The sequence below is a fragment of the Nocardia transvalensis genome, from assembly GCF_015477765.1.
Taxonomy (GTDB): Bacteria; Actinomycetota; Actinomycetes; order Mycobacteriales; family Mycobacteriaceae; genus Nocardia; species Nocardia transvalensis_A.
Genome location: NZ_JADLQQ010000008.1, coordinates 196,261 through 222,787, shown reverse-complemented (window position 1 = coordinate 222,787; position 26,527 = coordinate 196,261). Strand labels below are relative to the sequence as shown.

The window sequence follows — 26,527 nt, the reverse complement described above, 5'->3', positions numbered from 1 at the left end:
GCGCACCCCCTGCAGGGCCCGGAGGGGGTGCGTGTGCGAATAAAGGGTGCGGCTACGCGGGGACGGGGGCGGTGGGGGCGGGTTGGGGGCGGAGGGCGGCGATGGTGAGGAGGGCCAGGGCCGCTGCCGACCAGGTGAGGAGGACCGTGAGGGGGGTGGTGATGGCGTGGTTGTCGAAGAAGGCGGTGGAGCGGAGGAGGGTGGCGGCGGCGCCGGGCGGGAGGAGTTGGCCGAGGGCGCCCCAGGGCTCGGGGAGCAGTTCGGGAGCGGAGGTTGCGGCGGAGAAGGGGTTGCCGATCAGCAGCATGAGCAGGGCGGCGAGACCGATTCCGGCGCGGCCGAGGACGGCGGAGAGGCCGACGACGGTTCCGGCCACCGCGAAGGAGACCAGGCCCGCGATGGCGGCTTGGACGAGGTAGGCGCCGGGCAGAAGTTCCAACCAGCCCTGGACGATCGCCATGCTCAGCAGACCCGCCGCCACCGCGAAGGTGACCAGGCCGAGCGCGCGGCCACCGACGGTCGGCACCAGCAGGCTGAGCAGCACACCGGCGGCCAGGCCTGCCATCACCAGCGGTAGCACCATCGCGCCGAAACCTGCCCCGCGCGGATCGTGCCGATCGGCGGGCACCACGTCCTGCACCGGCGCGGGCGCGGCGCCCGCCATCTGCTGCGCGGCCTGCGTGAGCAGTTGAGCCACCACCGGACTCGCGGCCGAGGCGATCAGCATCTGCGGCTGACCGCCGCCGGTGACGATGGCCCCGTAGGCGTCGCGGTGCTCGAGGGCGGTGCGCGCGGCCCCCTCGTCGGCGACGGTGATGATTTCGAAGGCGTCCGGATCGTGCTGGGTCATCTTCTCGGCGACCATGCCCGCCTGCGGCCCGGCGACGGCGATCGGTAGGTCGCGGGGCTCCAGATTGGCCGCGGGCCAAGCGAAGGCGATCAGCATGACGGCTTGCAACACGGCGGCGGCGAGACCCACGGCGAGGGCACGCGACGTGGTGTTCATGACGGGCTCCCCAGTAAATCGGAGGTTCGTTCTTTTATGGGGCTCACCGTCTCACCACCCGATGAACTTGTCAAGAACGAACATTCGTTTTACTTTGGAACGGTGCCCCGTGTCAGCGAAGAACATCTGGAACGCCGTCGGCGGCAGATCCTCGATGCCGCGCAGGAATGCTTCGCCCGCAAGGGCTTCCACGCCACATCGATGCAGGACGTGTTCACCGCGTCGGGCCTGTCGGCGGGTGCGGTGTACCGCTACTTCAAGAGCAAGGACGACCTGATCGCCGCCCTCGCGGCCGACGCGACGGTCCTGCTGCGCGGTGTGATGGACGAGGTCATGAACCGGGAGCCGCTGCCGACGCCGGGCGAGGTGGTCCGCGCGCTCACCACGGAGATCGTCCGGATCAGCGAGCAGAGCAACCGGGTCCGCCTGGCGCCGCAGGCCTGGGCCCTGGCCGCCGCCGATCCGGCGGAGCATCAGTACGTGAGCACCGCGATCCGCACCCTACGCGATCGCTGGCAGAACTATGCCGAGCGGATGCGCGAGGTCGGCTGGCTGGCGGCCGATGCCGATACCGACGCCGTCGCCAAGGCACTACTGGGCATCATGCCCGGCTTCGTTTTACAGCACCTGCTGCTGAGCGACACCGACCCCGAGACCGTCGCACGGGGAGTGGACCTGCTCCTCCCCGGTTTCCGGCACTAGGTCAGGGCACCAAACCTTTTCGGGCGCGGCCCGCTCCGGAGAGCACCAGCAGCAGCATGGTGGTCAGGGCGTCGTCGTCCAATCCCGCGGCGGGGAAGGTGTAGCGGAGGATGACATCGGCGAGTTTTTCGTGGCCGATGACGGTGAGCGAACCGAACTGCAGGGCGTTGTTGCGGTCGGCGACCCGCTTGTGCAGCTGCGGTTTGAGGGGCCGGTCCCAGGCCAGCACGCAGGTGAGGGTGAGCACGTCCAGTCCGGGAGCCAGATTCACTCCGCGCAGCGAACACAGCGCACCCTCGAACTCGAACCCCAGCCCGCCGCCCTCGACCCGGACGTCGATATCGCAGCGGGCCAGGCAGGCACCGGCCCGCGCCTGCAGTTCCTCGGCGGCGGTCGGGGCGCTCACTTGACCCCACCGAAGCGACGATCGCGTTTGGCGTACTCCACGCAAGCCTCCCAGAGGTTGCGCCTGTCGAAATCGGGGAACAGCGTGTGCTGGAACACGAACTCGGCGTAGGCCGACTGCCAGATCAGGAAATTGGAGCTGCGCAATTCACCCGACGGGCGCAGGAACAGATCCACATCGGGCATATCCGGTTCGTCGAGGTAGCGGGCGAAGGTGGACTCGTTGATCTTCTCCGGATCCAACTCCCCCGCGGCCACCCGACGGCCGATTTCGCGTGCGGCATCGGCGATTTCGGCACGACCGCCATAGTTGACGCACATGGTCAGGGTCATCACCTTGTTGTCCCTGGTGAGTTCCTCGGCAATCTCCAATTCCTTGATCACGCTGCGCCACAACCGCGGTCGCCGCCCGGCCCAGCGCACCCGCACCCCCATCTCGTGCATCTCGTCGCGGCGTCGACGGATCACATCGCGGTTGAAGCCCATGAGGAAGCGCACCTCGTCGGGGCTGCGCCGCCAATTCTCGGTCGAAAAGGCATAGGCCGACAGCCATTTCACACCGATCTCGATACAGCCCTCGACGGTGTCCATCAGCACCGCCTCGCCGCGCTCGTGCCCGGCGGTGCGGGGCAGGCCGCGCTCCTGGGCCCAGCGGCCGTTGCCGTCCATCACCAGCGCGACATGCTTGGGCACGAACTCCGGCGGCAGGGCCGGCGGCTTGGCGCCCGACGGATGCGGCGTCGGCGGACGGACGGTGCGGGTGGCCTGAGCGGTGGAGGTGCGGTTACCGATCACGCCCCCAATCCTGCATCACGCGGCCGGGCGCGCGACCACGACCACCGGGTAGGCGCGAACTCTCCACGAATTCGCCACATCCGGACCGCTCAGACCAGCTCCATCAGCGGGCGCACGCGCTCGGCGGCACCGCTGCCGTCGTGCCAGATGCAGGCGAAACCGACCGCCGCCACCCGGCCGGTGTCCAGGACACGTTGCACCGCGGCGGCGACGCGCGACTGATCCGGGCCTCCCGGTGCCGGGAACACCAGCCCCGGCAGGTCGGCGATCACATCGAAGTCCACATGCAGGTAGAGCGGCCCGTCCGGCAGCTCGCCGAGATCGTCGACGGTCCGCTGCCGGATTGCGGCGGTGCGCAGGTACTGCGCCTCGGGCGGATCCAGGTCGCGACCGTCGACCAGGACGGCCCGCTCCTCGACAATGTCACGCAGCCCGATCCGGTCGGCGACCAGGTGCCGCCCATAGCCGACCAGCATGCGCAACGGGAACCCACCCAGATACCCGGAGCCCGACGTCTCGAGCGTCTGCACATCACCGTGCGCATCGAACCACACCAGCGCCGGATCCAGCCCCGCCCGCTGCAGCCCGGCCACGGTCCCCAACGAGGTCGTGCAGTCCCCCGAAATCACCGTCACCTGCTGACCCGCCCGCACCCCCTCGGCCACCCGCTCGGCCACCTCGTCGTACAGCAGAGCCATCCGCCCCCAGACATCCCCACCCTCCGGAAACTCTTGCGTCACAACGACATCCGCCGATACTGGCACATCCATCCCCGGCCGGTATTCGTCCAGGTGATAGGGCACGAGAACTCGCATATCGCCGAGCGTAATTCACCACCCCACCCCCGTCAGGCGAGTTTCACGCGCCCCGGCCGACCTCCCGCGGACTCCAGAACGAAAACCAGCCTGCACCAGCGCGGTTCGATCGCACCGCACCGAGGTACGGTCAGCCGACGCGGGTCTCGGTCGCGTCGGCTGTCGCGTGGGGGCGGGAGCGTTCGATCAGGGGCAGGGTGCGCAGTTGGCGTTCCAGGTGCCATTGCAGGTGGGCGGCGGTCAGGCCGCTGGCCTGGCGGCGGACGGGATCCGGAACGGCGTCGAGGCCGGTCCAGTCGCCGCGGTAGAGGGCGCTCATCAGGTCCAGCACGCCCAGTGCGGGGGTGGCCGAACCCGGCGGGCGGCAGTGCACGCACACCGCTCCCCCGGCGGCGACGTGGAAGGCGCGATGCGGGCCCGGGGTGGCGCAGCGGGCGCATTCGTCGAGGGCCGGTGCCCATCCCGCGAACCCCATGGCGCGCAACAGGAATGCGTCCAGGATCAGTTCGTGCGGGCGGCGATGGGCGGCGATGGCACGCAGGGCGCCGGCGGTGAGGGTGTGCAGCCGGGGCGCGGGAGCGCGCTCCTCACCGGCCAGCCGTTCGGCGGTCTCCAGCACCGCGCAGGCGGTGGTGTAGCGGCCGTAGTCGGCGACGATATCGGCGGCGAAGGCCTCCACGGTGTGCACCTGGGTGACGACGTCGAGGTTGCGCCCCGGATACAGCTGGACGTCCACATAGGCGAACGGTTCCAGCCGCGCCCCGAATTTCGACCGGGTGCGCCGCACGCCCTTGGCCACCGCCCGCACCAGCCCGTGCTGGCGCGTGAGCAGTGTGACGATGCGATCGGCCTCGCCCAGCTTGTGCTGGCGCAGCACTATCGCATGATCACGGTACAGACGCACGGCCCTATCCTCGCATGCCCCGCCGACAGCACGGGGAGCTCAGACCCGCTCGTCTCGGTTCTCGCTGTAGAGCTGCTCGATCCGCGGCGCGTGGATGGTGCGCAACAGCAGGGTGGTCCAGCCGGACCGGCTGCGATCGATGGCGAAGTTGTCGGCCTCGAGCAGCATGCGTTCGGGCCCCTGCAGTTCCATCGTCACCGCGGGATGTCCCAGGGGAACGTCGACCAGTGCCTCGCGGTTGCCCCAGACGATCAACCGCCGCTTACTCATCGCCACCGTGCCCGCCGCGATGTTCTCCCAGCTCGAAGAGGCGTAGTGCAGCGGTGTCCGATAACTGCGCCGCGCCATCGAGCCGCTGACGGGACCGAACACCACGATTCCGTCCGACTCCAGCGCCGAACGTAGTTGCAACGGCAACTCTTTCGAGCCGAACGCCCGGGACATCCACTTCACGCGAATGGATCGTAGGCGCGTCACGCCGCCCGTGGGTGGGGCGGTCCTGCGGAAATACGGTCCATTGACATCACAATTTGAAAACGGTGCAAGTCAGCCCGCCGCATGTGGACGATCGACCAGATCAAGGTTACCGTTCGAGCAGGAGTATCGAGACGGAGATCACAATGACGACGGCGTCCACTCGCGACCTCGGGCTGGCCGAACTGGCGGCCGCACTCACGCACGGCACCACGACGTCGGTGGCGGCGACCACGGCCGCGCTCAACCGGATCGAGGCCGCGCAGCCCACCCTCAACGCCTTCCGCCTGGTGCGCCGCGAACGTGCCCTGGCCGAGGCCGCCGAGGCCGATCGACGGCTGGCCGCCGGTGTGCGCCTGCCGCTGCTCGGGGTGCCGATCGCCGTCAAAGACGACACCGATATCGCCGGTGAGCCAACCGCTTTCGGCTGCGGCGGGGAATTCCCCGCCAAGACCGAGGATGCCGAGTCGGTGCGCCGGCTGCGGGCCGCGGGCGCGGTGATCGTCGGCAAGACCAATACCTGCGAGATCGGCCAGTGGCCGTTCACCGACGCCGCCGCCTTCGGCTACACCCGCAATCCGTGGAGTCGCGACCACACCCCTGGCGGCTCCTCGGGCGGGTCGGCGGCCGCGGTCGCCGCCGGACTGGTTCCGGCGGCCCTCGGTTCCGACGGTGCCGGGTCGGTGCGCATCCCCGCCTCCTGGACGAATCTGGTCGGCATCAAACCGCAGCGCGGTCGCATCTCCACCTGGCCGCTGCCGGAGTCGTTCAACGGTCTCACGGTCAATGGGCCCCTGGCCCGTACGGTCGCCGACGCCGCACTGCTGCTCGACACGGCCGCCGGGCCGCATCCCGGTGACCGGCACACTCCGCCCGCGGTCACCGTGTCCGACGCCGTCGGCCGCGATCCGGGTCGGCTGAAAATTGCGCTGTCGCTGCGCATCCCGTTCACCGCTACCAAGACGGCCCTGGATCGCGAGATCGCCGCGCGGGTGCACGGCCTCGCCGGTACGCTGCGTCGGCTCGGGCACGAGGTGACCGTCGCCGATCTGCATTACGGCCTGCTGATCGGCGCCTCCTTCCTGCCGCGCTCGATGGCCGGGATCCGCTCCGAATTGGCGAAACTGTCCGGCGCCCAGGTGGATCCGCGCACCCGCTTCAATGCGGCCCTGGGTCTGTTCCTCGGCGGCCCGGCCCTGTTCGCCGCCCGCGCCGCGGAACCCTTGCTGCACAACCGGATCGGCGGTTTCTTCCACGACTACGACATGGTCCTCGCCCCGACCACCGCGACCCCACCCCCACCGGTCGAGGCCATGAAGGGCCTGGGCGTCTCCGCCACCGACGCCCTGATCACCGCCGCCTGCCCCTACACCTGGCCGTGGAACGTCCTCGGCTGGCCCAGCGTGAACGTCCCCGCCGGTTTCACCGCCACCGGCCTGCCCGTCGGCGCCCAACTGATGGGCCCCGCCAACTCCGAACCCCTGCTGGTTTCGGTTGCCGCCCAACTGGAATCGGAACTGCACTGGGAACGCCACCGCCCACAGCCCTGGTGGGAACACCGCGCCTGATTTCCCTCTCCTCTCGTCGTTCCCCTCTCGTCGTTCCGGCATAGCGGGATACAAGGCGAGGCAGTGTGCCCACCGAAAATCGCTGTCGCAACCGGCGGCTCGGTGATCAAGATGGGGTATGGCTGAGGAAGCGCAGATCGTGGTTGGGCCGGTGCTCGAAACGGCGGTGAGCGACGAACGGGTCGCCTTCGTCGAAAAGCGGCTCGAGGAGTTCAACGAGGCGCGCAACCCGGTGCTCCGGCGTATGCATCGACTCCCCGACGGCGGTGACGAACCGGTGCAGGTGTACGCCGTCGCCGACGGTGAGGTCGTGGGCGGGGTCGTCGGCGTCATCTGGGCGGAATGGCTGCACATCGACCTGCTGTGGGTGCACGAGGCCCAGCGCGGCAACGGCCTGGGCGCCCGGCTGATGGCCGCGGCCGAACGCATTGCCCGCGAGCGCGGATGCGGCCACGCTCGGACCGAGACCTGGGACTTCCAGGCGCCGCGGTTCTATCGCGCCCAGGGCTACCGCGTCGTCGGAGAGGTCCGCGACTACCCGCCAGGGGCGATCGAATATCTGCTCATCAAGGACCTGGCGTGAATCCTCACCGCGCGGGACGCCGATCCGGGATCAACCGAGTCAACGCCAGATAGATCACCAGCGCCGAGACCAATCCGACCGCCCAGCCGTAGTCGGCCAGGGGTGAAAGAGCCGGGATGATGCCGTCGGCGGGGAACGGGCCCTGTTTGACGCCGTCCTTGACGGTCGAGTACGAGCCGCCGATGGCCAGGACGCCGCCGATCAGCAGGGCCAGCACGGCCCGCCAGTTCCAGCCGCCGGTGTACCAATAGGTTCCGGAGCGGCGGTAGAGGTCGGCCACGGCCAGGCGGGTGCGCCGGGCGATCCAATAGTCGGCGACCAGCACGCCCGCGACGGTGCCCAGCAGGCCACCGACGGTGTTGAGCCAGGTGAAGATGTAGGTGTGCGGGTCGGCGATCAGCTTCCACGGCATGATCACCACGCCGACCACGCAGGTGATCATGGCGCCGCCGCGGAATCCGACGAATTTCGGCACCAGATTCGAGATGTCGTAGGCGGGGCTGACGATATTGGCGGCGACATTCACCGACAACGTCGCCACCAGCACGATCAGCAGCGCGAACAGGGTGCCCGCGACGCTGTCCAGCTTCGCCGCGACCTGCACCGGCTCCCAGATCGGCACCCCGTACACCGCCTGAGTGCCCGAGGTCACCAGCACCGCCAGCACCGCGAACAGCGTCATGGTGGTCGGCAAACCCAGCGCCTGGCCCCACGCCTGAGCCCGCTGGCTGCCGCCGAAGCGGGTGAAGTCGGGAATGTTGAGCGACAGCGTCGACCAGAACCCGATCATGCCCATCAGCGACGGGAAGAACACCTTCCAGAAATCGCCGCTCCAGCCGAGTTTCGACGGCTCGTTCACCAGCGGCCCGAATCCTCCGGCCTGCATCATGATCCAGATCAGCAGCGCCACCGCACCGACGATCACCAACGGCGCCGCCCAATTCTCGAAGCGCCGCAACGTCTCCATGCCGCGCACGATGATCGCCACTTCGAGCACCCAGAACAGCGCGAACGACAACCACTGCGTCCACGGGTACCCGCCGAACTCGGCGGCGTGCGACCAGCCGTCGCCGAACAGCTTGCCCGCCAACACGAATATGGCCTCACCGCCGATCCAGGATTGGATGCCGAACCAGGCGCAGGCCACCGCCGCGCGAATCATCGCGGGCAGATTCGCCCCGCGCACACCGAAACTCGCGCGCGCGAACACCGGGAACGGTATGCCGTACTTGGTTCCGGCGTGCCCGGTGAGCAGCATCGGCACCAGCACGAGCACATTGGCCAGCGCGATGGTTCCCACCGCCTGCACCCAGTTCATGCCGAGTGCGATCAGCCCGGACGCCAGCGTCCAGGAGGCGACGTTGTGGGCCATGCCCACCCACAGCGCCATGAAGTTGTAGGTGGTCCAGCGCCGCCGGGCGACCGGCACCGGGCGCAGATCGTCGTTGGCGAGGGCGGGGTCGTCGAGAACCACGCCATCGGCCAGTTCGACCCGGCCGTCGGGAAGTTGAATCTGTTCCGCCGCTTGTGGTTCGGGTATTTCGGCGGGTTCCGGCCGCGCGGTGTCGATACTCATACTGCGCCCTCGATCGTCGGGATGGTGGCCCGACGCTACCGTCCCGGATGAACTGTGCTGTCACGGAAATGGGGCCGTCGTGTTACGGCACCGGTTCCGCGGTCATGCGATCGAGCTTGACGCATTGTTGTGAGGAGCGCCACAGGCAAACTGTCAGGAATTGCCGGCAAACCAGAACGTCCCGTCAGCCGGGATCTCAGAAGCCCAGTTTGCCCAGCTGTTTGGGATCGCGCTGCCAGTCCTTGGCGACCTTGACGTGCAGATGCAGGTAGATGCGGGTGCCGAGGATATGTTCGATCTGTTTGCGGGCCGCCGTGCCGACCTCCTTGAGGCGGGCCCCGCCCTTGCCGATGATGATCGCCTTCTGGCTGGGGCGTTCCACATAGAGCAGGGCGTGCACATCGAGCATGCCCTCCTGCTCCTCGCGCGGCAGCACCTCCTCGATCACCACGGCCAGCGAATGCGGCAGCTCGTCGCGCACGCCCTCGAGTGCGGCCTCGCGGATCAGCTCGGCCATCAGGGTTTCCTCGGGCTCGTCGGTCAGCTCGCCGTCGGGGTAGAAGGCCGGGCCCTCGGGCATCTTCGAGGCGATGACGTCGATGAGCACCTCGACCTGCTCGCCCTTGACCGCCGACACCGGCACCACCTCGGCCTCGGGGCCCAGCAGCTGCGACACCGCCACCAGTTGCTGGGCGACCTGATCGCGGCCCACCTTGTCGATCTTGGTGACGACGCCGATCAGGGTGGTCTTCGGCGCCATCTGCTTGACCTGCTGCACGATCCACCGATCACCGGGGCCGATCTTCTCGTCGGCCGGGATGCAGATCGCGATGACGTCGACCTCGGAATAGGTGTCGCGCACCAAGTCGTTGAGCCGCTGGCCGAGCAGGGTGCGGGGCCGGTGCAGCCCGGGGGTGTCGACCAGGATCAGCTGGGTGTGCTCGCGATGCACGATGCCGCGGATGGTGTGGCGGGTGGTCTGCGGCCGCGAGGAGGTGATGGCGATCTTCTGCCCGACCATCGCATTGGTGAGCATCGACTTGCCGGTATTGGGCCGACCGACGAAACAGACGAAGCCGGAACGGAATTCACGGTCTTGACCACTCATCCGCGCACCTCGCCCTCGACGGTGTCGTACACCGCGCCGCTGCGGTCGGCGAAGATGATCCGCGCCGGCGGCGAAACCTCGTGGACGGCAGCGACTCCGGCGTCGCGCAGCTGGGCGCCGACCACCACCGCCGCCTCGAAGCCTTCGGCGCCGCTGGAGATCGCGGCCGACACCGCGGCCTGCAATGCCGTGAGCCGCAACGACTTCAGGTGCACCTCGCCGGCGGCATAGGTGCGGCCGTCGGTGTCGCGCACGGCCGCACCGCTACCACCGCCGGTGCGTCCCAGCGCGCCGCGGGCCAGTACCAGCAGCTTGTTGTCCTCCGCGTCCAGGCCTGCGCCGTCGCGTTCACTCATCGCCATCTCCATCCTCGTGACCCGGTGTCCGGCCGGGTTCGGCCCCGTTTCGTTCGGGATCGGCCTTGTCGCTGGGCTTGTCGGGCGCCCGTTTCACCACCACCGTGTGCACCCGGACCCGCCCGCGCGCATCGGCGCCGCCTTCACCGCGCAGCTGCAGTCCGTGCACGACGGCCTTCGAACCGGGCAGCGGCACCCTGCCCAGCGCGTGGGCGAGCAGGCCGCCGACGGTGTCGACATCCTCCTCGTCGATGTCCATGCCGAACAGCTCGCCCAGATCTTCCACCGAGAGTCGCGCCGACACCCGGTATTTGCCGTTGCCGAGCTCCTCGACCGGGGCGATCTCGTCGGTGTCGTATTCGTCGGCGATCTCGCCCACGATCTCCTCGAGCACATCCTCGATCGTCACCAGCCCGGCGATGCCGCCGTATTCGTCGACCAGCAGCGCCATATGGTTGCGGCGGCGCTGCATCTCGTCCAGCAGCGCGTCCAGCGGTTTGGAGTCCGGGACGAATACCGCCGGGCGCATCACCTCGCGCACCCGCACCTTCTTGCCGCGATCCGAGTACGGCACAAGGTCTTTCAGATAGACCACGCCGAGAATGTCGTCGACGTTCTCGCCGACCACCGGGATACGGGAGTGCCCGGACCGCACCGCCAGCGACATCGCTTGGGCCGCAGTCTTATCCGCCTCGATCCAGACCATCTCGGTGCGCGGCACCATCACCGCGCGGGCGGTGGTGTCGCCGAGTTCGAACACCGACTGGATCATGCGACGCTCCTCGGAGTCCACCACGCCGCTCTGCTGGGCCATGTCCACGACCTCGCGCAGTTCGATCTCGGAGGCGAACGGGCCGTTGCGGAAGCCCTTACCGGGGGTGATCGCATTTCCGAGGACGATCAGCAATCGGCTCACCGGGCCCAGCAGCGCGCCGATGGCCTGCAGCGGCAGTCCGGCGGCCAAGGCGATCGAATAGGCGTGCTGGCGGCCCAGGGTGCGCGGGCCTACCCCGATCACCATGTAGTCGACCACCACCATGGCCACCGCGGTGACCAGCAGCGCCCAACCGGCACCCAAATGCTCGTCGAGCGCGGCGGCCAGCAGCACGGTGGCGGTGATCTCGCAGGTCAGGCGCAGCAGCACCATCAAGTTCACGTAGCGGGGCCGGTCTACGACCAGGCGGGCCAGCCGCCGCGCCCCCGCACGATCGGCGCGCACCAGATCCTCGACGCGGGCGGGTGAGATGGTGACCAGCGCCGCGTCGATGGCCGCGAAGATGCCGCCCACCGGCACCAGCAAAATCGCCAGTAGCAGCAGAATCAAAGAATTCACGCCGGGCCCAAAGGATCACCGGGCGCGGTGAATCCGGTCTTACCCAGCAGGCGGCGATCGCGTTCGGCGAGTTCGGCACGACGCTGCGCCTCGCGCAGGCTCTCGTACCACTCGCCGAGCAGCCGGTTCTGCAGGCCGAACATCTCCTTCTCCTCCTCCGGCTCGGCATGGTCGTAGCCGAGCAGGTGAAGGACGCCGTGCACGGTGAGCAGCGCCAGTTCGTGATCGAGCGAATGTCCGGCCTTGGTGGCCTGCGCGGCGGCGAACTCCGGGCAGAGCACGATGTCGCCGAGCATGGATGGGCCCGGTTCGGCGCTGTCGGGACGCCCACCCGGCTCGAGCTCGTCCATCGGGAACGACATCACATCGGTCGGCCCCGGCAGCTCCATCCACCGCATGTGCAGATCGGCCATGGTGTCGAGATCGACCAGCACCATCGACAGCTCGGCCGCCGGATGCACATCCATCTGAGCGATCACGAACCGCGCGACACTGACAAGCTCTTCCTCGGATACATCCATACCCGACTCGTTGGCGATCTCGATACTCACGGCCCTCAGCTTATGTCACCTGTGGATCCCTGCTGCGCATCGCGCTGCGCTGCACAGCAGGGAACAAGAACGGGCGCGCTGCGCAGCAGCCAACAAGAACGGGCGCGCCGCGAAACATGGACCGGCGCGGCCCACCTTGCTTCCCCGCAGCGCCGGGGCATCTGTTTCCCTGCTGCGCAGCGCGGAGCGATGCGCAGCAGGGGTCAGCGGCGGCCCGCTCGGCTTGCTGCGCGGCGTTGGGCGCGGTTGCCTGGGTAGTGGGCCGTGGTGACCTCGGGGCGGATTTCGGCCTCGTAGCGGTCGTAGGCGTCGACGATGTCCGAGACCAGGCGGTGGCGGACTACGTCGCTGGAGGTGAGTTCGGCGAAGTGGATGTCGTCGACCTCGGAGAGGATGTCGCTGACGACGCGCAGGCCGGACTGCGTGCCGCCGGGCAGATCGATCTGGGTGATGTCGCCGGTGACCACGATCTTGGAGCCGAAGCCCAGGCGGGTCAGGAACATCTTCATCTGCTCGGGCGTCGTGTTCTGCGCCTCGTCCAGGATGATGAACGAGTCGTTGAGACTGCGGCCACGCATGTACGCCAGCGGGGCCACCTCGATCACGCCGGACTGCATGAGCTTCGGGATCGCCTCGGGATCCATCATGTCGTGCAGCGCATCGTAGAGCGGGCGCAGGTAGGGGTCGATCTTCTCGTTCAGCGTGCCCGGCAGGAAACCGAGCCGCTCCCCCGCCTCCACCGCGGGCCGGGTCAGGATGATCCTGGTCACCTGCTTGCTCTGGAGGGCCTGGACCGCCTTCGCCACCGCCAGATACGTCTTACCGGTACCGGCCGGGCCGATGCCGAACACGATGGTGTGGGCATCGATCGCGTCGACGTAGCGCTTCTGGTTGAGGGTCTTGGGACGGATCGTCTTGCCCCGCCGCGACAGAATGTCCAGGCTGAGCACCTCGGCCGGGGAATCGGAGGATCCCTCGGTCAGCATGGATACCGTGTGCCGCACCGCCTCGGGACTAACCATGCGGTTGCGGCCGGTGAGCGCCACGAGCTGCTCGACCACCCGCTCGGCCAGCGCCACATCGTGCGCCTTGCCGGTCAGCGTGACCGAATTGCCGCGGACATGGATGTCGGCATCCAGCAGTCGCTCGAGTTCGCGCAGGTTCTCGTCGGCGGAACCGAGGAAGCCGAAGACGGATTCGGGGGCGAGTTCGATGCTGGAACGCACGGTCCGCGCGGCTGGGCCCGAACCGTTGCCGCCGGCTCCGATGCCGGCCGTAGGAGTAGTCGGATCGCCGAATTCACCTGGAGTTCGCAATAGTGGCTATGGCCTGCTTTCCGGTCTCGAACGTCTGTTATGTGTGATGCAAGTTTAGCGCCGACCACCGACACCGCCCAGTGAATAACCCGCAACCAGCAGGTCAGCGCTGGGCCCGGTCGAAGGCGAAATCGCGGAATCGGCGCACGGCCTCCGACGGCGCGGCCGTCGCCGACCAGATCAGCCCCACCGCGCGTGTCGCACCCGGATCGGCCAGCGGGATCAGCACCGGGCCGGGCTGCGGACCGCGGACCGGCGCCTCCTCGAGCGGCAGCACCGCGACCCCTAATCCGGCCGCCACCAGGCCCGCCACGGTGACCAGATCGCTGGACTCCAGGCCGGTGCGCGGGCGGAAATCGGCGGCGGCACACAGATCGTCGAGGATGCGCCGCATGCCGAAGCTGCGGTGCATGGCGATGAATTCGGCGTCGGCGGCCTCGGCCAGCCGCACCTGCCGACGCCCGGCCAGGCGATGATCGGCGGGCACCGCGAGCGCCAGCTTCTGCCGCAGCAGGGTGCGCCACCCCAGGCCGGTGGCCGCGGGCCGCGGCGAGACCAGGCCCAGGTCGGCGTCGCCGTCGAGCACGCGCGCGGTGACCACCTCGGCGGCGTCCTGGGTGAGCGTGAACGTGATTCGCCCGGAGCCGCGCCGGAACCCGGCGATCAACTCGGGCACCAGGCGCGCCCCGAACGAGTGCTGAAACGACAGCCGCACGACTCCCTTGGCGGGATTGGCCAGATCGGCCAGTTCCCGGCCGGCGGCGTCGAGTTCGGCCTGGGCGCGGCGGGCGTGTTCGTAATACACCCGGCCGAAGTCGTTGAGAACCAACCGTTTTCCGTGCCGGTCGAACAGCGGCACCCCGATGCGGCGTTCCAGCCGGGCCAGCATGCGCGACAGTGTCGGCTGGGACATGTGCAGGCGGTCGGCCGCGCCGCCGACGTGCTGGAGTTCGGCGAGGGTGAGAAACCAGTGCAGATCGTCACTCGGCATGGACGGGCTCCCTGGCCTGAACTGGGCAAATTCAAGAACTGCATTAAGCTACCCATTATTATGCATTTCCTTTCGGAAGTGCCGCATGCCCATGCTGAGAACATGATCGCCGCGACCGCTACCACCTCCGACACCGCAGTCCGCGAGCGCCGGATCACGCTGGCACTGTTCGCCGCGGGTCTGACCACGTTCGCCTCGCTGTACAGCGCCCAGGCGCTGCTGCCGAGCCTGTCGGCGGCCTTCGCCGCAACCCCGGCGCATGCCGCGCTGGCGGTGTCGCTGACCACCGGCCTGCTGGCGGCGGCGATCGTGCCGGTGAGCGTGCTGTCGGGCCGGTTCGGGCGGACCCGGGTCATGGTCGTGTCGGCGGTGGCGGCCACCGCGATCGGGCTGCTGCTGCCGTTCAGCCCGAGCCTCGAGGTGCTGTTGCTCGGCCGGGCGCTGCAGGGCGTGGCGTTGGCCGGGGTTCCGGCGGTGGCGATGGCGTATCTGGCCGAGGAGATCGGCGCGGGCGGCCTGGGGGCGACGATGGGCGTCTACGTCGCCGGGACCACTGTGGGAGGCCTTGCGGGACGGCTCATTCCCGCGTTCACGCTGGAGGTGGCGTCGTGGCGGTGGAGCGCCGCCGTGGTCGCGGCGGCCGCGGCGCTGTGCGCGATCTGGTTCGTGCGGTGGCTGCCTCCGTCGCACCGATTCGTCGCCCAGCCGCTCGATATCGCAACGCTGGCACGGGATCTGGTCGGCCATCTGCGACACCGAACACTGCTGGCGTTGTTCGGACTGGCCTTCGTCCTGATGGGCGGTTTCGTGTCGGTGTACAACTTCCTCGGCTATCGGCTCATCCACGACCCGTTCGGATTGTCCGCGGCCACTGTCGGTTTGGTCTTCGTGATGTATCTGGGCGGGACGGCGTCGTCCACGATCGCCGGTCGGCTCTCGGACCGACTCGGCCGCACCCGTGTGCTGATCGTCTCGATCCTCACCATGGGCATCGGGCTCGCACTCACCGTCCCGGACCGGCTGCCGATCCTGCTCATCGGCGTACTGCTGTGCACCACAGGGTTTTTCGGCGCCCACTCGGTGGCCAGCGGATGGGTCGGCGCCGCCGCCACGCACAACCGCGCCGCCGCCTCGTCGCTCTACCTGTTCTTCTACTATCTGGGCAGCTCCCTCGTCGGCGCCGCCGCGGGCCTGGCTTACGGCAGCCACGGCTGGGCCGGGTTGGCAGGCTACGTCGGCGCCCTCCTCCTCGTCGCGGCCGTGCTGGCGGGCTATCTCACCTACCGGGCCCGCACCATGGCCGTCCCTACTCCTGCGGCGTAGGCGGGAGGGAACCGTCGAGCAGGGCGGAAAAGCCTTGGCGCACAACCTCGTCTGTGATCGAGTCGGGTGCGGCGAGCCAGTCGCGGTAGGCGCGCAGGCGCTGCTCGGTGTGGGCGGAGGTCATGGTGGTGAGCAGGCTGGCCGCCTCCATGCGGGCGGCGGTGGCGAACGGGCGGGAGCCCGCGTCGTAGACCATGCGCTTGATCTCTCGGGTGATCTGAGGTGAGCGGGTGGCCAGGCGCTGCGCGATGGCCATTGTCTCGGGTAGCAATTCGGGCGCTGGGACGGCGCGGTGGATCAGGCCGAGGTCGGCGGCTTCGGTGGCGCCGAGCCAGCGTCCGTCGAGCAGCAGGTCGAGGGCGCGGCCCGGGCCGACGAGCCGGACCAGGCGCTGTGTGCCACCGGCCGCGGCGAGCAGGCCCAGTCCGGACTCGGGCAGGCCGATCTGCTGATGGCCGGCCATCAGCCGAATGTCGCAGGCGAGGGCGAAGATACAGCCCATGCCGAGCGCGAGGCCATTGATGGCAGTGACGACGACCTTGTCCATCCGGTTCATCCGGCGCAGGGCGGCGTAGGTCCGCATCATCACCAGCACCCCGCGGGCAGGAGTGCGCCGCAACTTTCGGTCCACGGACCGCACTCGGCCCAGCATGGCGTCTGCCACAACAAGTTTGGCCGCCGCGTAGGGCACCGGGAAGGGCGTACGTTGGGCCCCGTGCAGCAGCTCCGGCACATCGAAATGGGTCAGGTAGTGGTCACCGGAACCGGTGAATACCACCGCACGTGTCGTGCGGTCACGCCGCAGCCGCCGAGTCAGATCGTCGAGTTCGATACTCATCTGCTCGTCGAAGAAGTGCCGCGGCGGATTGTCGAACCACACCATCAGCACCTGACCGTGCTGTTCGGTGCGAAACCGGCGGTAGTCGGCCATCAGAGTCCTCCTCTGTCCCAGGCTCGGGCGAGCCCCTCGGTCAATTCGATCGCGTCGGTGACGGTGTTCCAGCCGATCGAATCGGCGGTATCGGCGCGCAGATGGAGGTGACGGATCCAGCCGCGGTCGTAGGACAGCAGCGAGATCGCCCGCATACCGGCCTGTTTGGCGATGCTGGTATCGCAGACGTTGGGAAAGGTCACCGCCGGAAGCGCGATGCCCGACCGGGTAGCGATGCGCTGGGCCGCGGCCACGTCGCGCTCGGCCATCCAGCCGGTCAGACCTTCCCTGCGGGCGACGACCAGGTGGCCACCGCTGCCCAGCGAGTCGAGTCCGATCGCCAGCGTGTGCGCGGGATCGAACCGGTCCCGGTGCCGCCGCAGCCATGCGCGCATACCGGCATTTCCCGCTTCCTCCCCGCCGGGAAGCAGGATGACCACCTCGGTCTCGGCCAGCGGGTCGGCATGCAGCCGCCGAGCGAGTTCGACGGCCGCCGCGACGCCGGTGGCGTTGTCGTTGGCACCCGGCGTGGTCGGGCTGCGCAGCGATTGGATCATGACCAGCGCCAGCGCGGCCGACGCGAGCCCGGACGCTCGGCGCGGCACGGCGCCCGGCAGTGCGGCCGCCACGATCGCCGCGAGTGCGGGCAGGTGACTCGGCACCGCACGGCCGGTGCGACGTGATCGGAACCGGTTCAGCGCAATGGTTTTCGGATGCCACACCAGGCCGTTGTGTGCGGCATCGTGGTGCGCGATCAGCAGTAAGGCGCGCCGCGGTACTCCGTGCGCCGGAATCCGAGCCGAGACCGATGCGCCACGACCCGCCGGAAGCAGCCGCCGCAGCCACTGATTGCGCCCGCTGACCTCCGATTCGTAGGAGACGGCCACGGCCACGGCCGCCAACCGCGCCAGCGGCCCCGGCAGCAGCCCGATGATCGCGGCCGCGGCGAGATGGCCGAGGTGCATAGGCACCCAGGAGGATTGGCCGCGGAACTCGGTGATGTCGACCTGCCGCGCCCCCGCCTCGGCCAATCGGGCCGCCAACAGCTCGGCGGACCGGCGCTCACCGGGGGACGTGGTGCGCCGATCCAGCCGAGCCAACGCCTCGACCAGGTCGGCCATCCCCTCCGGCGGCCGACCCGTATCGGTCTGGGCAAGATACAACGCTTCGTCTGTCACCGGACACCCTTCTCGCTGCGGCCCGATCCCCCGGGTCGATTGCGATTAGCCTGGCAAGAGTGCAGGGTGTCGCGCTTTCAGAATCATGCGGTCCGCCCGCGCCGGCGATGTGGATTCGGCCGGGCCATGCGGGTTACGTGGGACCGGCGCTGTCGATCGATCCGCACTCCACCTCGATCGGCTGCCTGGCGGTCGGACTGGACGGGCCCTTCGACTTCGCCGCCGACAGTCTGGGAACGGTGCGGGTGCGCAGCGGCTACTCCCCCGCCCGGATCGTCCACCACCTCCCGGCGTGCGAGGGACGCATGCTGTATATGCTCGTCGACCCGCTCGCGGGTCAGCGCTGCATGGCCGAGATGCGCCGCAGCATAGGGCCTTTCGGCTTCGAACACCGAAACGAGGACGAATTGGTTGCCGCGGGCATCGACCTCGATATCGATCGAATCATCGAGCAGGCGAGTATCCCCGCCCCCAGCACCATCGATCCACGAATCGCGAAGGTGGCGAGGATCGTTCGCGACGATCCGGCGGCGGAGCTGAGTGCCGAGGAAGCGGCGGCCCTGGTCGGGGTCTCCACCTCCCATCTGCTGCGCACGTTCTCCGAGCAGACCGGCACCACCTTCCGCCGATACCGCCAGTGGGCCCGCATGCTCTCGGTCGCACGCGGTTTCACCGACGGCCACGACCTCACCCGCTGCGCCGTGGACGCCGGTTTCGCCTCGCTGTCGCACTTCAGCGAGAACTTTCACCGCATGTTCGGCCTGTCGGCTACCGCCCTGCTCGCCACGGGCGTTCGATTCGATTTCGCCGATCACGGCCGGTGACAGGCCTATCGGGCGACCTCCGGCGGGATCGGGCGATCCGGGGTGACGGTCCGGCCGTCGGCGCCGAGGGCGAAGGTGATCACGACCGGGCCTCCGGATGGGCAGCAGTTGGCGTCGTCGCCGGTCAGCCACCGGTATCGCACCTGCACGCTGCGGTCGGCGGAACCGACCACCGACGTGTAGGCGGTCGCCTTCGCCGTCGCGGTGCCGAGGTAGCCGGAATGGTTGAAGAACAACACGTGCCACGGTGAACTGGCCGTGCCTCCCGGGGTCGCCGCCAGCACCCACAGCAGCTGCGGACACGAACCGAGAGGTTCCGAACTCGCCTGGTCCGGGATGTACGGTTCACCGCCCGGTGCGGGTCCGAGCGACATGAGCGCGGCGTGCACCACACCCGAGTTGATATCCACACACAGACCGTGCCCACTGGTCACCGGCACATCCTGGGGCGGGGCCGACGTCATCGCGGCCGAGGTCCGCGGCGGCGCCTGCGTGATCGGCGACACCGTATCCATCCGCACCGAGGTGTCCTGCGCGACAGGTGGCCCCGCCGGTGCGGTCGTCCCGGTCGGCTGCGTCGTGCCGCCCTGACACGCCGCGACCGGCACGGTCACCGCGAGCGCCGTCAGGACAGCGCCGATGGTTCTTCTCATATGCATTCCTCCCGGAGCGTTTCCTCTACCCGGAAGGTCGGGTTCGCGGCGATGCCGTTACGCCCCAGCTTGCCATGCCCCGAGTCCCGTGGGCAGCCGCATACTCCCCGTCGCGCCGGGGTGCACGCCTGATCTTGGTTAGCATCTCCGGGATGCATACATGTGCCCGACCGCCCGCACGGCGGTCGGCGCCGGTTCGGCCCTACCCGGGGGATGGATGAAACACATCATGTTCGCGGCGCTGATCGCGCTGGCCGTGTCGATCACCGTGACGCCGTTGTTGATCCGGCTGTTCACGACAAAACAGCTCGGACAGGAGATCAGGCCCGACGGACCGGCCAGCCATCAGGCCAAACGCGGCACGCCCACCATGGGCGGGATCGCCATCCTGATCGGGCTCTGGGCCGGATATCTCGGCGCACACCTGATCGGGATCGGCGACCTCGCCGGGCCGTCCGCCTCGGGACTGCTGGTCCTCGGTCTGGCCACCGCGCTCGGCGTCGTCGGATTCCTCGACGACTACATCAAATTACGTAATCGACGCAATCTGGGGCTGACCGCGACCGGCAAGTACGTCGGTCAGCTCAGTGCGGCAATCATTTTCGGCGTGCTGGCACTGCAATTCCCGGACCGGCACGAACTGACTCCGGCCAGCAGGCATCTGTCCTACGTCCGCGATATCACCACGGTCTCGCTGTGGACGGTCGCCTTCCTGCTGCTCGTGTGCTTTCTGGTGGTGGCGTGGTCCAATGCGGTGAACATCACCGACGGTCTGGACGGCCTGGCCGCGGGGTCGATGGGTTTCGCGCTCGGCGCCTACGTGATCGTCACCGTGTGGCAGTACGTCAATGCGTGCTCGACCGCGCCTGCGACCGGCTGCTACCAGGTCCGCGATCCGCTGGATCTGTCGCTGGTCTGTGCCGCGGGCGCCGCGGCATGCGTCGGCTTTCTGTGGTGGAACGCCGCGCCCGCGAAGATCATCATGGGCGATACGGGCTCGCTCGCACTGGGCGGCCTCCTCGCCGGGCTCTCGATCACCACCCACACGATTCTGCTGATGGCCGTGGTCGGTGCGCTGTACTTCGCCGAGATCCTGTCGGTTCTGTTGCAGATCATCGTGTTTCGCACCACGCGCTCCCGGCTGTTCAAAATGGCCCCCTTCCATCACCATTTCGAGTTGGGCAAGTGGCCCGAAACCACCGTCACCATCCGCTTCTGGCTGCTCGCCGGGGTCGCCGCGGCCTTCGGTCTCTCGCTGTTCTACGGCGAGTACCTCGCGGTCGTCGGCTGATAACAATCCAGCTACTTCATGGTGAGCGGGTGCTGATTCCGTCGGCCGAACGGGAATCCCCTCCGCACAGGATTTTCCGCGTGAAGACCCGAGGAGACCGACATGGACAAGCTGGTATGCAGCGATTGCTGGCGCCGTGACAACCTCACCTTCGCGCAACGACTGGACCCCGCCTTCGTCACCCCCGGTCCGGTCCATCGATGCGCGATGCACCGGAACCTTCGAGACGAACTCCTCGAGCGGCCCGGGCCCGCCTCCCAGGCCGCTTAGGTGTATCCGGCACCCGCTCAGCGGGCCGGGAAGCGGATGATCCGGTCGTCTCCGGGGCGGACGTCGCCGCGGCCGTCGGTGTTGGATGTCGTGAGCCACAGCGCGCCGTCCGACGCCACGGCCACGGTGCGGAGTCGGCCGTATCGGTCACGCAGCTGCGCCTGGGGAGTGCCCAGGGTGCCGTCGTCGCGCAGGGGTATCGTCCACAGCCGCTCGCCCCGTAAGGCCGCGGCGTACAACGTGTTTGCCGTGATCGCGAGGCCGGAGGGGGATGCCTCGGCGGTCGACCAGGTGATCAGCGGATTGGTGTAGCGGCCGCCCTGGGTGTCGCCCTTGCCTTCGACGGCGGGCCAGCCGTAGTTACGGCCCGCTTCGATCCGGTTGATCTCGTCGAATCTGTTCTGACCGAATTCTGTGGCGTAGAGGCGTCCCGCCGAATCCCACGCCAGGCCTTGCACATTGCGGTGGCCGAGGGTGTAGACAGGCGAATTCGGGGTGGGGTTGCCCGGGGCCGGGCGGCCGTCAGGGGTCAATCGGAGAATCTTGCCGTTGGGGCTCGCCGGATCCTGAGCCCGTTGTGACTGCCCCGCGTCGCCGGTACCGACGTACAGCATGCCGTCGGGCCCGAAGGCGATTCGCCCGCCGTTGTGGATGTTCGCCTTCGCGAGTCCCTGGAAGATCACCTCCGGTCGCCCGTCGAGTCGGAAGCGCACGATGCGGTTGTCGCCCGAGGCGGTGAAATAGGCGTAGACGTAACGGTCCTCGGCGTACTTCGGCGACACTGCCAGGCCCAGCAGCCCGCCCTCACCGCGGGCCACTACACCGGGCACCTGATACACCCGCTGGGGTGGAGATCCCGCAGCGATGCGCAGGATCGTGCCGGTGTCGCGCTGCGCGACCAGCGCTGCACCATCCGGGAGGAATGCCAGACCCCATGGCACATCGATATCGGTCGCAATCTCTTCGGGGGACTCGAGATCCGGCGGTCCGGACGTATTGCCCTGTGCCGCTAGGGAAATCATGATCGATTCGGACGGGTTCGACTCAGTGCTGCAGGCCGATGCCGTGCATAACAGGGAGGCCGCGGCGATCGACAACAGTGCTGTGGCAATTTTTGTGTTCCGCATGGAATCAATTGTTTACGAAATGCGTTGCCACTTCCCCGCTTTGGTATGCGTAAGCCACATTGACTCCACCTAATCCCCTATTGCCCAGCCTGTTTCGCGTTCCCGAGGCCGGTGGTGGATACTCGCCGAGGGCGTAGTCGGCCGAAACCACGTCACCCTCCGCGGCGCGGAGGGTGACGTGGGATTCGGGTGGTCCGGTGGGATCAGCCGCGTCGGCGCGAACCGCCGCCGGAGCGCGAGAACCCGGACAGGCCGCCGGTGCTTCCCGCCGGTGCCGCGCCGCGGCCGGAGCCACGGGTTGCTCTGCGGGCGGTCGACTTGCCTCCGCTGGCCGCGTGTTGACGAGTCGTCGCGCTGTTGTCGGCCTTCTTCGTCCGGGCACCGGAATGCGAATGGCCCTGTGGGGCGCCATTTTTCCGGCCGCCGTTTGTCGCGGCGCCATTCGTCCGGCGACCGGCCTCGGCTGTCGCGCCACCGGAGCGACCGTTCCTGGGCGCGGCACTCGCACTCTTCCCGGTGCCGCGGCGCGGCTTCGCCGGCGCCTGCTTCGGTGCGGCCGGAGCGGAGGCGACAGGCGGGGCGATCTCGCCGACCAGGTCGGTGACCAGCTTCGACTCCGCGGTGACCTGGTGCGGGCGCACGGTGATCGTGGCCTTGCGCATCAGGGCCGCCATATCCTTGCGCTGCTCGGGCAGCACGATGGTGACCACGTCGCCGGTGCTGCCCGCGCGGGCGGTACGGCCCGAACGGTGCAGGTAGGACTTGTGTTCGGCGGGCGGGTCCACATGCACGACCAGTTCGACGCCGTCGACGTGCACACCGCGGGCGGCAACGTCGGTGGCCACCAATACTTTCGCCGCACCGGACGCGAAGACGGCCAGGTTGCGATCCCGTGCTCCCTGCGCGAGGTTGCCGTGCAGGTCGACCGCGGGAATACCGGCCGAGGTCAGATTCTTGGCCAGCCTGCGCGCCTGATGTTTGGTGCGCATGAACAGGATTCGGCGCCCGGTGCCGGAGGCGAGCTTGTACACCAGGTCCGTCTTGACCGCCGGACCGGCGACCTCGAAGACATGGTGTGTCATCGCGGCGACCGGCGAATTGGCCGAATCCACCGAATGCAGCACCGCATCGGGCAGGAAGCGCTTGACCAGCTTGTCGACGCCGTTGTCCAGCGTCGCCGAGAACAGCAGCCGCTGGCCGTGCGCCGGTGTCGCCGCGAGAATGCGGGTCACGCCGGGCAGGAAGCCGAGGTCGGCCATGTGGTCGGCCTCATCGATCACGGTGATCTCGACGGCGTCGAGGGCGATCAGCCGTTGGCGCATCAGATCTTCCAGCCGTCCCGGGCAGGCGACGACGATGTCGACACCGGCCTTCAACGCCTGCACCTGACGATGCTGCGAGACACCACCGAAAATGGTGGTGACCTTCATCGAGTACGACGCGGCCAGCGGTTCGAGCGCGGTCGCGATCTGGGTGGCGAGCTCTCTGGTCGGTGCCAGGATCAGCCCGAGCGGGCGATTCGGCCGGCGCTGACCTGCGCAATCGCCGGCCAGCCGGGATACCACCGGAATGGAGAACGCCAGGGTTTTGCCGCTACCGGTCTTACCGCGGCCCAGAACGTTGCGTCCGGCCAGGGTGTCGGGCAGGGTGTCCGCCTGGATCGGGAACGGTGCGTCGATGCCGGCCCGCTGCAGGGCTCGGATCAGCGGTTCGCGCACGCCGAGCGCAGCGAAGGACGCGGTGGGGGAATTCATGGAAATAGCAGGGCCTTTCAGGCAGGGTGCCCGCGTCGCACAGCGAAACATGATCCGCGGCCGGGGCACACAGTGGCGAGATTGCCAATGGGCAAAATCGATCGCCGCAAGGAAAGCTGGGTGCCACACAGCTGGGCGCTGGTGCGTAGTGATAGCAATCTACGACGCTGGGCGTATCTATCCACACCCAGGCTATACAGTAGCTCGAGCATTGCGGGAATACGACCCGATGTAGCGACCGTCACCGTCAGGAGGTGGGCGGGACGCGCTCCCAGAGCCAGCGCGGGCCGACGGTCTGTGCCCCGAGCGCTTCGACCCGCTGCCGGAGTTCGCGATCTGCCGTCACGACGGTGACGGCTCCGGTACCGGTCCTCGCCATGGCCGATGTCACCACCGCGACGATCGCATCGTCCCCCGATCCCTCCGCCGTCACCACCTGCAGACCCTCGAACTCCGCATCCGCCTCGTCCCCGACGGCACGGCGCGCCGCACCCTCGAGCACGACGACGATTCCGCCCACCTCCGGCAGTCGTTGCCTCAGCACGACCAGCCCCCTCAGCAACCGCCTCGCCGCCCCCACACGATCCCGCCACCACCCATCGGGCCGGGAGCCCACCACGTTCGCCGCATCCACCACCAACAGCCACCCATTACCGTCCGCCACACCCTCAGTCTTCCTTCCCACCGGTACGCTCCTGCGAACAACACGGCCCCGACCCCCCGATTACGCTGGCACCGCGATCGAAATCGGCTCGCGGGCAGGCACATTACCCGCACCCCCGCGAGCGGTGTGGCAGTCGTTGACCGAGCCCCGCCGACCGGACGCTCGGCCCTGGCTCGAGCTGCTGCCCGATGAGGTCGACCCTGTCGTTCTGCGAGCGGACGAACCCGGCACCGTCGTGTGGCCGTCGCTGTGGCCCAGCAGACCCGATGACCAGGTGCACTTCGACCTGACGAGCGAAGGCGGTGGCACCCGGCTGAGGTTCATGTTGCTCACTCCTGGCCCACTCCCCGATCAGAGCAAAACCGGGCATCTTCGCCGACGCCTCAACCGGCTGCTCTTCGGGGATCTCCGCTACTCGTACGGTCAGTGATCCGATCGGTCAGCGGCGGTGGTGGGGGCGGGCTCGGTCGGACCAGCGCGGGTTGTTCTCGTTGCGGCGGTAGACCGGGATTCGGCCCGCCACCTTGAAGTGCAGCCGGGTGGCCTGGCCGTCCACCTCGCCGTCGGTCGCCAGCGCCTGCGGGGTGGCCAGGCGCACGTCCAGTTCGGATACCAGGCGCTCGTGGTAGACCTTGCTGCGGCCGATCGCACCCAGCAGCAGCGCCAGCACCGCCCGGGTGCGGGAGAACCGGATGTCGGCGCGCAGCCAGCGGACATCGAGCAGCTGCGCATCCAACTGTCGGCGGTATGCCGGAACGGCGCCGTGCGGGTGGTACGGGCCGTTGCCCACGAACAGGAACCACACCTCGTGCCAGCGCCCGTCCAGATGGATCCGGATCGGCTCGGCGCGGCGCAGGGTGACCACGAGGGCGGCGGCGAAGGCGGGCCATTTACCCCATCGCCCTTGCCATTTCTCGCGCAACCGCACCAGTTCGATGTAGGCGCCCAGGCTGGCGGTATTGATCAGATAGCGGGTACCCTCCGGCCCGGCGCCGTCGAATTCCACGCAGGCCACGTCGACCGCCACCGCTTCCCCGGCGTCGGTGGCATCCACGACCTCGCGCAGGTCGTACACCCCGACATCGCGGGCGAAGTGGTTCAGGGTGCCGGTGGGGATGACGACCAGCGGCAGCCCGTGCCGCAGTGCCACCGTGGCGATCGCGGCCACCGTGCCGTCGCCGCCCGCGACGCCCACCGCTTCGACCCGCTCGGTGCGCAGTGCCAGCGCATGCTCCATCTGCTGGGCGCATTCCAGGCCCGGAATCCCGCGCAGCACCGTGGCCGCGGGCAGCGCCTCGGCGACATCGTCGGTCGGGTCGTAGCCGGGCAGGCCGGACAGCGGGTTGACCAGTGCCACCAAACCCTTGCCGTCGACCATGCTGGGCACCTCGCGAACCACCGTGGCGTGTGCCTCGTCCGATTCGCGCACCGGCCACCAGCGGCGGCTGGCGTACGCCACTCCGGCCCCGACGACCGCACCGGCGATCACGTCGGAGGGCCAGTGCACCCCGGTATGCACACGCGAGTAGGCGACGGTGGCCGCCAACGGGGCCACCGCCTTGGCACTGCGTGGACTCTCCAACGCCACCGCGGTCAGAAATGCGGCGGCCGAGGCGCTGTGCCCGGACGGGAACGACGACGACGTCGGGCGGTCGTCCAACCGCCGCCCCAGCGGCAGCAGTTCGGCCGCGGGCCGGCGGCGGCCGATCACGCCTTTGAGCAGGTGGGCGGTGAGGCTGGCACCGGCAATGGAGGCCGTGGCACGCACCGCCGCCCGTCGATCCGCACCCCTGCGGCCGGCGAGCAGTGCCGCGACGACCAACCAGAGCACGCCGTAATCGGCCGTGCGGGTCAACCGCTGAACTCCCCGATCCACACCGGTGACCGGCAACCGAGCCACCGCAGCGTTGACGCCTCGATCGAACCGACCGACCTCGTGAAACCACTGCCGAAACCACCCGCTCACCAGTTCGACAGTACCGGAGGCGCACCGGAGGGGCGGCTCCGCGTTCGCTTGGCTATCAGGCGG

At 68.7% G+C, this 26,527-nt stretch carries 29 protein-coding genes; 9 read left to right on the top strand and 20 right to left on the bottom strand.

The genetic code is table 11. The features are described 5' to 3' along the window. Window positions 1-52 precede the first annotated feature (52 nt). Window positions 53-1,006 (bottom strand): hypothetical protein, encoded by a 954-nt coding sequence (locus IU452_RS24600; protein WP_195111509.1) that lies wholly within the window; start codon window positions 1,004-1,006, stop codon window positions 53-55. Window positions 1,007-1,108: 102 nt separating this feature from the next. Here IU452_RS24600 and IU452_RS24595 point away from each other — a divergent pair, with 102 nt between their 5' ends. Next, window positions 1,109-1,708 (top strand): TetR/AcrR family transcriptional regulator, encoded by a 600-nt coding sequence (locus tag IU452_RS24595; protein ID WP_195111508.1) that lies wholly within the window; start codon window positions 1,109-1,111, stop codon window positions 1,706-1,708. Window position 1,709: 1 nt separating this feature from the next. On the opposite strand, the gene IU452_RS24590 is transcribed toward IU452_RS24595, so the two are convergent. The 5 genes from IU452_RS24590 to IU452_RS24570 all read right to left on the bottom strand — a co-directional run bounded on the left by IU452_RS24590 (window position 1,710) and on the right by IU452_RS24570 (window position 5,080). After that, window positions 1,710-2,114, bottom strand: coding sequence for a hypothetical protein (locus IU452_RS24590; protein WP_195111507.1), 405 nt, complete (start codon window positions 2,112-2,114; stop codon window positions 1,710-1,712). Next, window positions 2,111-2,908, bottom strand: coding sequence for an isoprenyl transferase (locus IU452_RS24585; RefSeq protein WP_416382360.1), 798 nt, complete (start codon window positions 2,906-2,908; stop codon window positions 2,111-2,113). The genes IU452_RS24590 and IU452_RS24585 overlap by 4 nt, the downstream gene beginning before the upstream one ends. Window positions 2,909-2,997: 89 nt before the next feature. Further along, entirely contained in the window at window positions 2,998-3,723 is a 726-nt protein-coding gene (locus IU452_RS24580) for an arginase family protein (RefSeq protein WP_267467637.1), read from the bottom strand. A 130-nt stretch (window positions 3,724-3,853) separates the two neighbouring features. Further along, window positions 3,854-4,627 carry a DNA repair protein RecO gene (recO, locus tag IU452_RS24575; RefSeq protein WP_195111506.1) on the bottom strand — a complete coding sequence of 258 codons (774 nt, stop codon included), beginning with the start codon at window positions 4,625-4,627 and terminating at the stop codon, window positions 3,854-3,856. Window positions 4,628-4,666: 39 nt separating this feature from the next. Next, complete coding sequence (locus tag IU452_RS24570; RefSeq protein WP_195111505.1) at window positions 4,667-5,080, bottom strand: hypothetical protein; 414 nt, start codon at window positions 5,078-5,080, stop codon at window positions 4,667-4,669. A 167-nt stretch (window positions 5,081-5,247) separates the two neighbouring features. Here IU452_RS24570 and IU452_RS24565 point away from each other — a divergent pair, with 167 nt between their 5' ends. Next, window positions 5,248-6,669 carry an amidase gene (locus tag IU452_RS24565; protein ID WP_195111504.1) on the top strand — a complete coding sequence of 474 codons (1,422 nt, stop codon included), beginning with the start codon at window positions 5,248-5,250 and terminating at the stop codon, window positions 6,667-6,669. 118 nt (window positions 6,670-6,787) lie between these two features. Beyond that, window positions 6,788-7,252, top strand: coding sequence for a GNAT family N-acetyltransferase (locus IU452_RS24560; RefSeq protein ID WP_195111503.1), 465 nt, complete (start codon window positions 6,788-6,790; stop codon window positions 7,250-7,252). Between the two features lie 4 nt (window positions 7,253-7,256). Here the strand turns inward: IU452_RS24560 and IU452_RS24555 are convergent, their stop codons facing one another. The 7 genes from IU452_RS24555 to IU452_RS24525 all read right to left on the bottom strand — a co-directional run bounded on the left by IU452_RS24555 (window position 7,257) and on the right by IU452_RS24525 (window position 14,483). Next, window positions 7,257-8,828 (bottom strand): NCS1 family nucleobase:cation symporter-1, encoded by a 1,572-nt coding sequence (locus IU452_RS24555; protein ID WP_195111502.1) that lies wholly within the window; start codon window positions 8,826-8,828, stop codon window positions 7,257-7,259. A 196-nt stretch (window positions 8,829-9,024) separates the two neighbouring features. After that, a complete protein-coding gene (gene era / locus IU452_RS24550) occupies window positions 9,025-9,936 on the bottom strand; it encodes a GTPase Era (RefSeq protein WP_195111501.1) in 912 nt (303 codons plus the stop codon). After that, the gene (locus tag IU452_RS24545) at window positions 9,933-10,292 is read right to left on the bottom strand and encodes a cytidine deaminase (RefSeq protein WP_195111500.1); all 360 of its coding nucleotides are present in this window, start codon (window positions 10,290-10,292) and stop codon (window positions 9,933-9,935) included. Before IU452_RS24545 ends, era begins: the two co-directional genes overlap by 4 nt. After that, complete coding sequence (locus IU452_RS24540; protein ID WP_195111499.1) at window positions 10,285-11,625, bottom strand: hemolysin family protein; 1,341 nt, start codon at window positions 11,623-11,625, stop codon at window positions 10,285-10,287. The genes IU452_RS24545 and IU452_RS24540 overlap by 8 nt, the downstream gene beginning before the upstream one ends. After that, window positions 11,622-12,176 carry an rRNA maturation RNase YbeY gene (ybeY, locus tag IU452_RS24535; protein WP_195111498.1) on the bottom strand — a complete coding sequence of 185 codons (555 nt, stop codon included), beginning with the start codon at window positions 12,174-12,176 and terminating at the stop codon, window positions 11,622-11,624. Before ybeY ends, IU452_RS24540 begins: the two co-directional genes overlap by 4 nt. A 203-nt stretch (window positions 12,177-12,379) precedes the next feature. Then, on the bottom strand, window positions 12,380-13,444 hold the full coding sequence (locus IU452_RS24530) for a PhoH family protein (RefSeq protein WP_195111721.1): 1,065 nt from the start codon (window positions 13,442-13,444) through the stop codon (window positions 12,380-12,382). 151 nt (window positions 13,445-13,595) lie between these two features. After that, window positions 13,596-14,483, bottom strand: coding sequence for a LysR family transcriptional regulator (locus IU452_RS24525; RefSeq protein ID WP_195111497.1), 888 nt, complete (start codon window positions 14,481-14,483; stop codon window positions 13,596-13,598). A 102-nt stretch (window positions 14,484-14,585) separates the two neighbouring features. Between IU452_RS24525 and IU452_RS24520 the strand changes: the two genes are divergently transcribed. Further along, window positions 14,586-15,806 carry an MFS transporter gene (locus IU452_RS24520; RefSeq protein ID WP_195111496.1) on the top strand — a complete coding sequence of 407 codons (1,221 nt, stop codon included), beginning with the start codon at window positions 14,586-14,588 and terminating at the stop codon, window positions 15,804-15,806. Here IU452_RS24520 and IU452_RS24515 read toward each other — a convergent pair. Both IU452_RS24515 and IU452_RS39285 read right to left on the bottom strand, forming a co-directional pair. Continuing rightward, entirely contained in the window at window positions 15,790-16,737 is a 948-nt protein-coding gene (locus IU452_RS24515; RefSeq protein ID WP_195111495.1) for an enoyl-CoA hydratase/isomerase family protein, read from the bottom strand. The genes IU452_RS24520 and IU452_RS24515 overlap by 17 nt on opposite strands. Further along, window positions 16,737-17,915, bottom strand: a complete 1,179-nt coding sequence (locus IU452_RS39285; RefSeq protein WP_195111494.1) for a M28 family peptidase — start codon at window positions 17,913-17,915, stop codon at window positions 16,737-16,739. Before IU452_RS39285 ends, IU452_RS24515 begins: the two co-directional genes overlap by 1 nt. 107 nt (window positions 17,916-18,022) lie before the next feature. Between IU452_RS39285 and IU452_RS24505 the strand changes: the two genes are divergently transcribed. After that, window positions 18,023-18,739 (top strand): helix-turn-helix domain-containing protein, encoded by a 717-nt coding sequence (locus tag IU452_RS24505; RefSeq protein WP_195111493.1) that lies wholly within the window; start codon window positions 18,023-18,025, stop codon window positions 18,737-18,739. A gap of 5 nt (window positions 18,740-18,744) precedes the next feature. Here the strand turns inward: IU452_RS24505 and IU452_RS24500 are convergent, their stop codons facing one another. Then, window positions 18,745-19,392 (bottom strand): LppP/LprE family lipoprotein, encoded by a 648-nt coding sequence (locus IU452_RS24500; protein ID WP_195111492.1) that lies wholly within the window; start codon window positions 19,390-19,392, stop codon window positions 18,745-18,747. Window positions 19,393-19,609: 217 nt separating this feature from the next. Between IU452_RS24500 and mraY the strand changes: the two genes are divergently transcribed. Together mraY and IU452_RS24490 are read left to right on the top strand one after the other, a co-directional pair. Then, complete coding sequence (gene mraY / locus IU452_RS24495) at window positions 19,610-20,683, top strand: phospho-N-acetylmuramoyl-pentapeptide-transferase (protein WP_195111491.1); 1,074 nt, start codon at window positions 19,610-19,612, stop codon at window positions 20,681-20,683. Window positions 20,684-20,785: 102 nt separating this feature from the next. Further along, window positions 20,786-20,953, top strand: coding sequence for a hypothetical protein (locus IU452_RS24490; RefSeq protein WP_195111490.1), 168 nt, complete (start codon window positions 20,786-20,788; stop codon window positions 20,951-20,953). Between the two features lie 17 nt (window positions 20,954-20,970). On the opposite strand, the gene IU452_RS24485 is transcribed toward IU452_RS24490, so the two are convergent. After that, entirely contained in the window at window positions 20,971-21,975 is a 1,005-nt protein-coding gene (locus IU452_RS24485; protein ID WP_228818663.1) for a PQQ-dependent sugar dehydrogenase, read from the bottom strand. Here IU452_RS24485 and IU452_RS38375 point away from each other — a divergent pair. Next, window positions 21,974-22,153: a hypothetical protein gene (locus IU452_RS38375; protein ID WP_228818662.1), complete on the top strand. Its 180-nt coding sequence runs from the start codon at window positions 21,974-21,976 to the stop codon at window positions 22,151-22,153. The two genes, IU452_RS24485 and IU452_RS38375, sit on opposite strands and share 2 nt — an antisense overlap. 130 nt (window positions 22,154-22,283) lie before the next feature. On the opposite strand, the gene IU452_RS24480 is transcribed toward IU452_RS38375, so the two are convergent. Continuing rightward, complete coding sequence (locus tag IU452_RS24480) at window positions 22,284-23,834, bottom strand: DEAD/DEAH box helicase (RefSeq protein WP_228818661.1); 1,551 nt, start codon at window positions 23,832-23,834, stop codon at window positions 22,284-22,286. 247 nt (window positions 23,835-24,081) lie between these two features. Further along, the gene (locus IU452_RS24475) at window positions 24,082-24,519 is read right to left on the bottom strand and encodes an NYN domain-containing protein (RefSeq protein ID WP_324192800.1); all 438 of its coding nucleotides are present in this window, start codon (window positions 24,517-24,519) and stop codon (window positions 24,082-24,084) included. Between the two features lie 115 nt (window positions 24,520-24,634). Between IU452_RS24475 and IU452_RS24470 the strand changes: the two genes are divergently transcribed. Continuing rightward, entirely contained in the window at window positions 24,635-24,928 is a 294-nt protein-coding gene (locus IU452_RS24470) for a hypothetical protein (RefSeq protein WP_228818660.1), read from the top strand. A gap of 9 nt (window positions 24,929-24,937) precedes the next feature. Here IU452_RS24470 and IU452_RS24465 read toward each other — a convergent pair whose 3' ends face one another. After that, entirely contained in the window at window positions 24,938-26,464 is a 1,527-nt protein-coding gene (locus tag IU452_RS24465) for a bifunctional phosphatase PAP2/diacylglycerol kinase family protein (RefSeq protein ID WP_195111488.1), read from the bottom strand. Window positions 26,465-26,527: the final 63 nt, after the last annotated feature.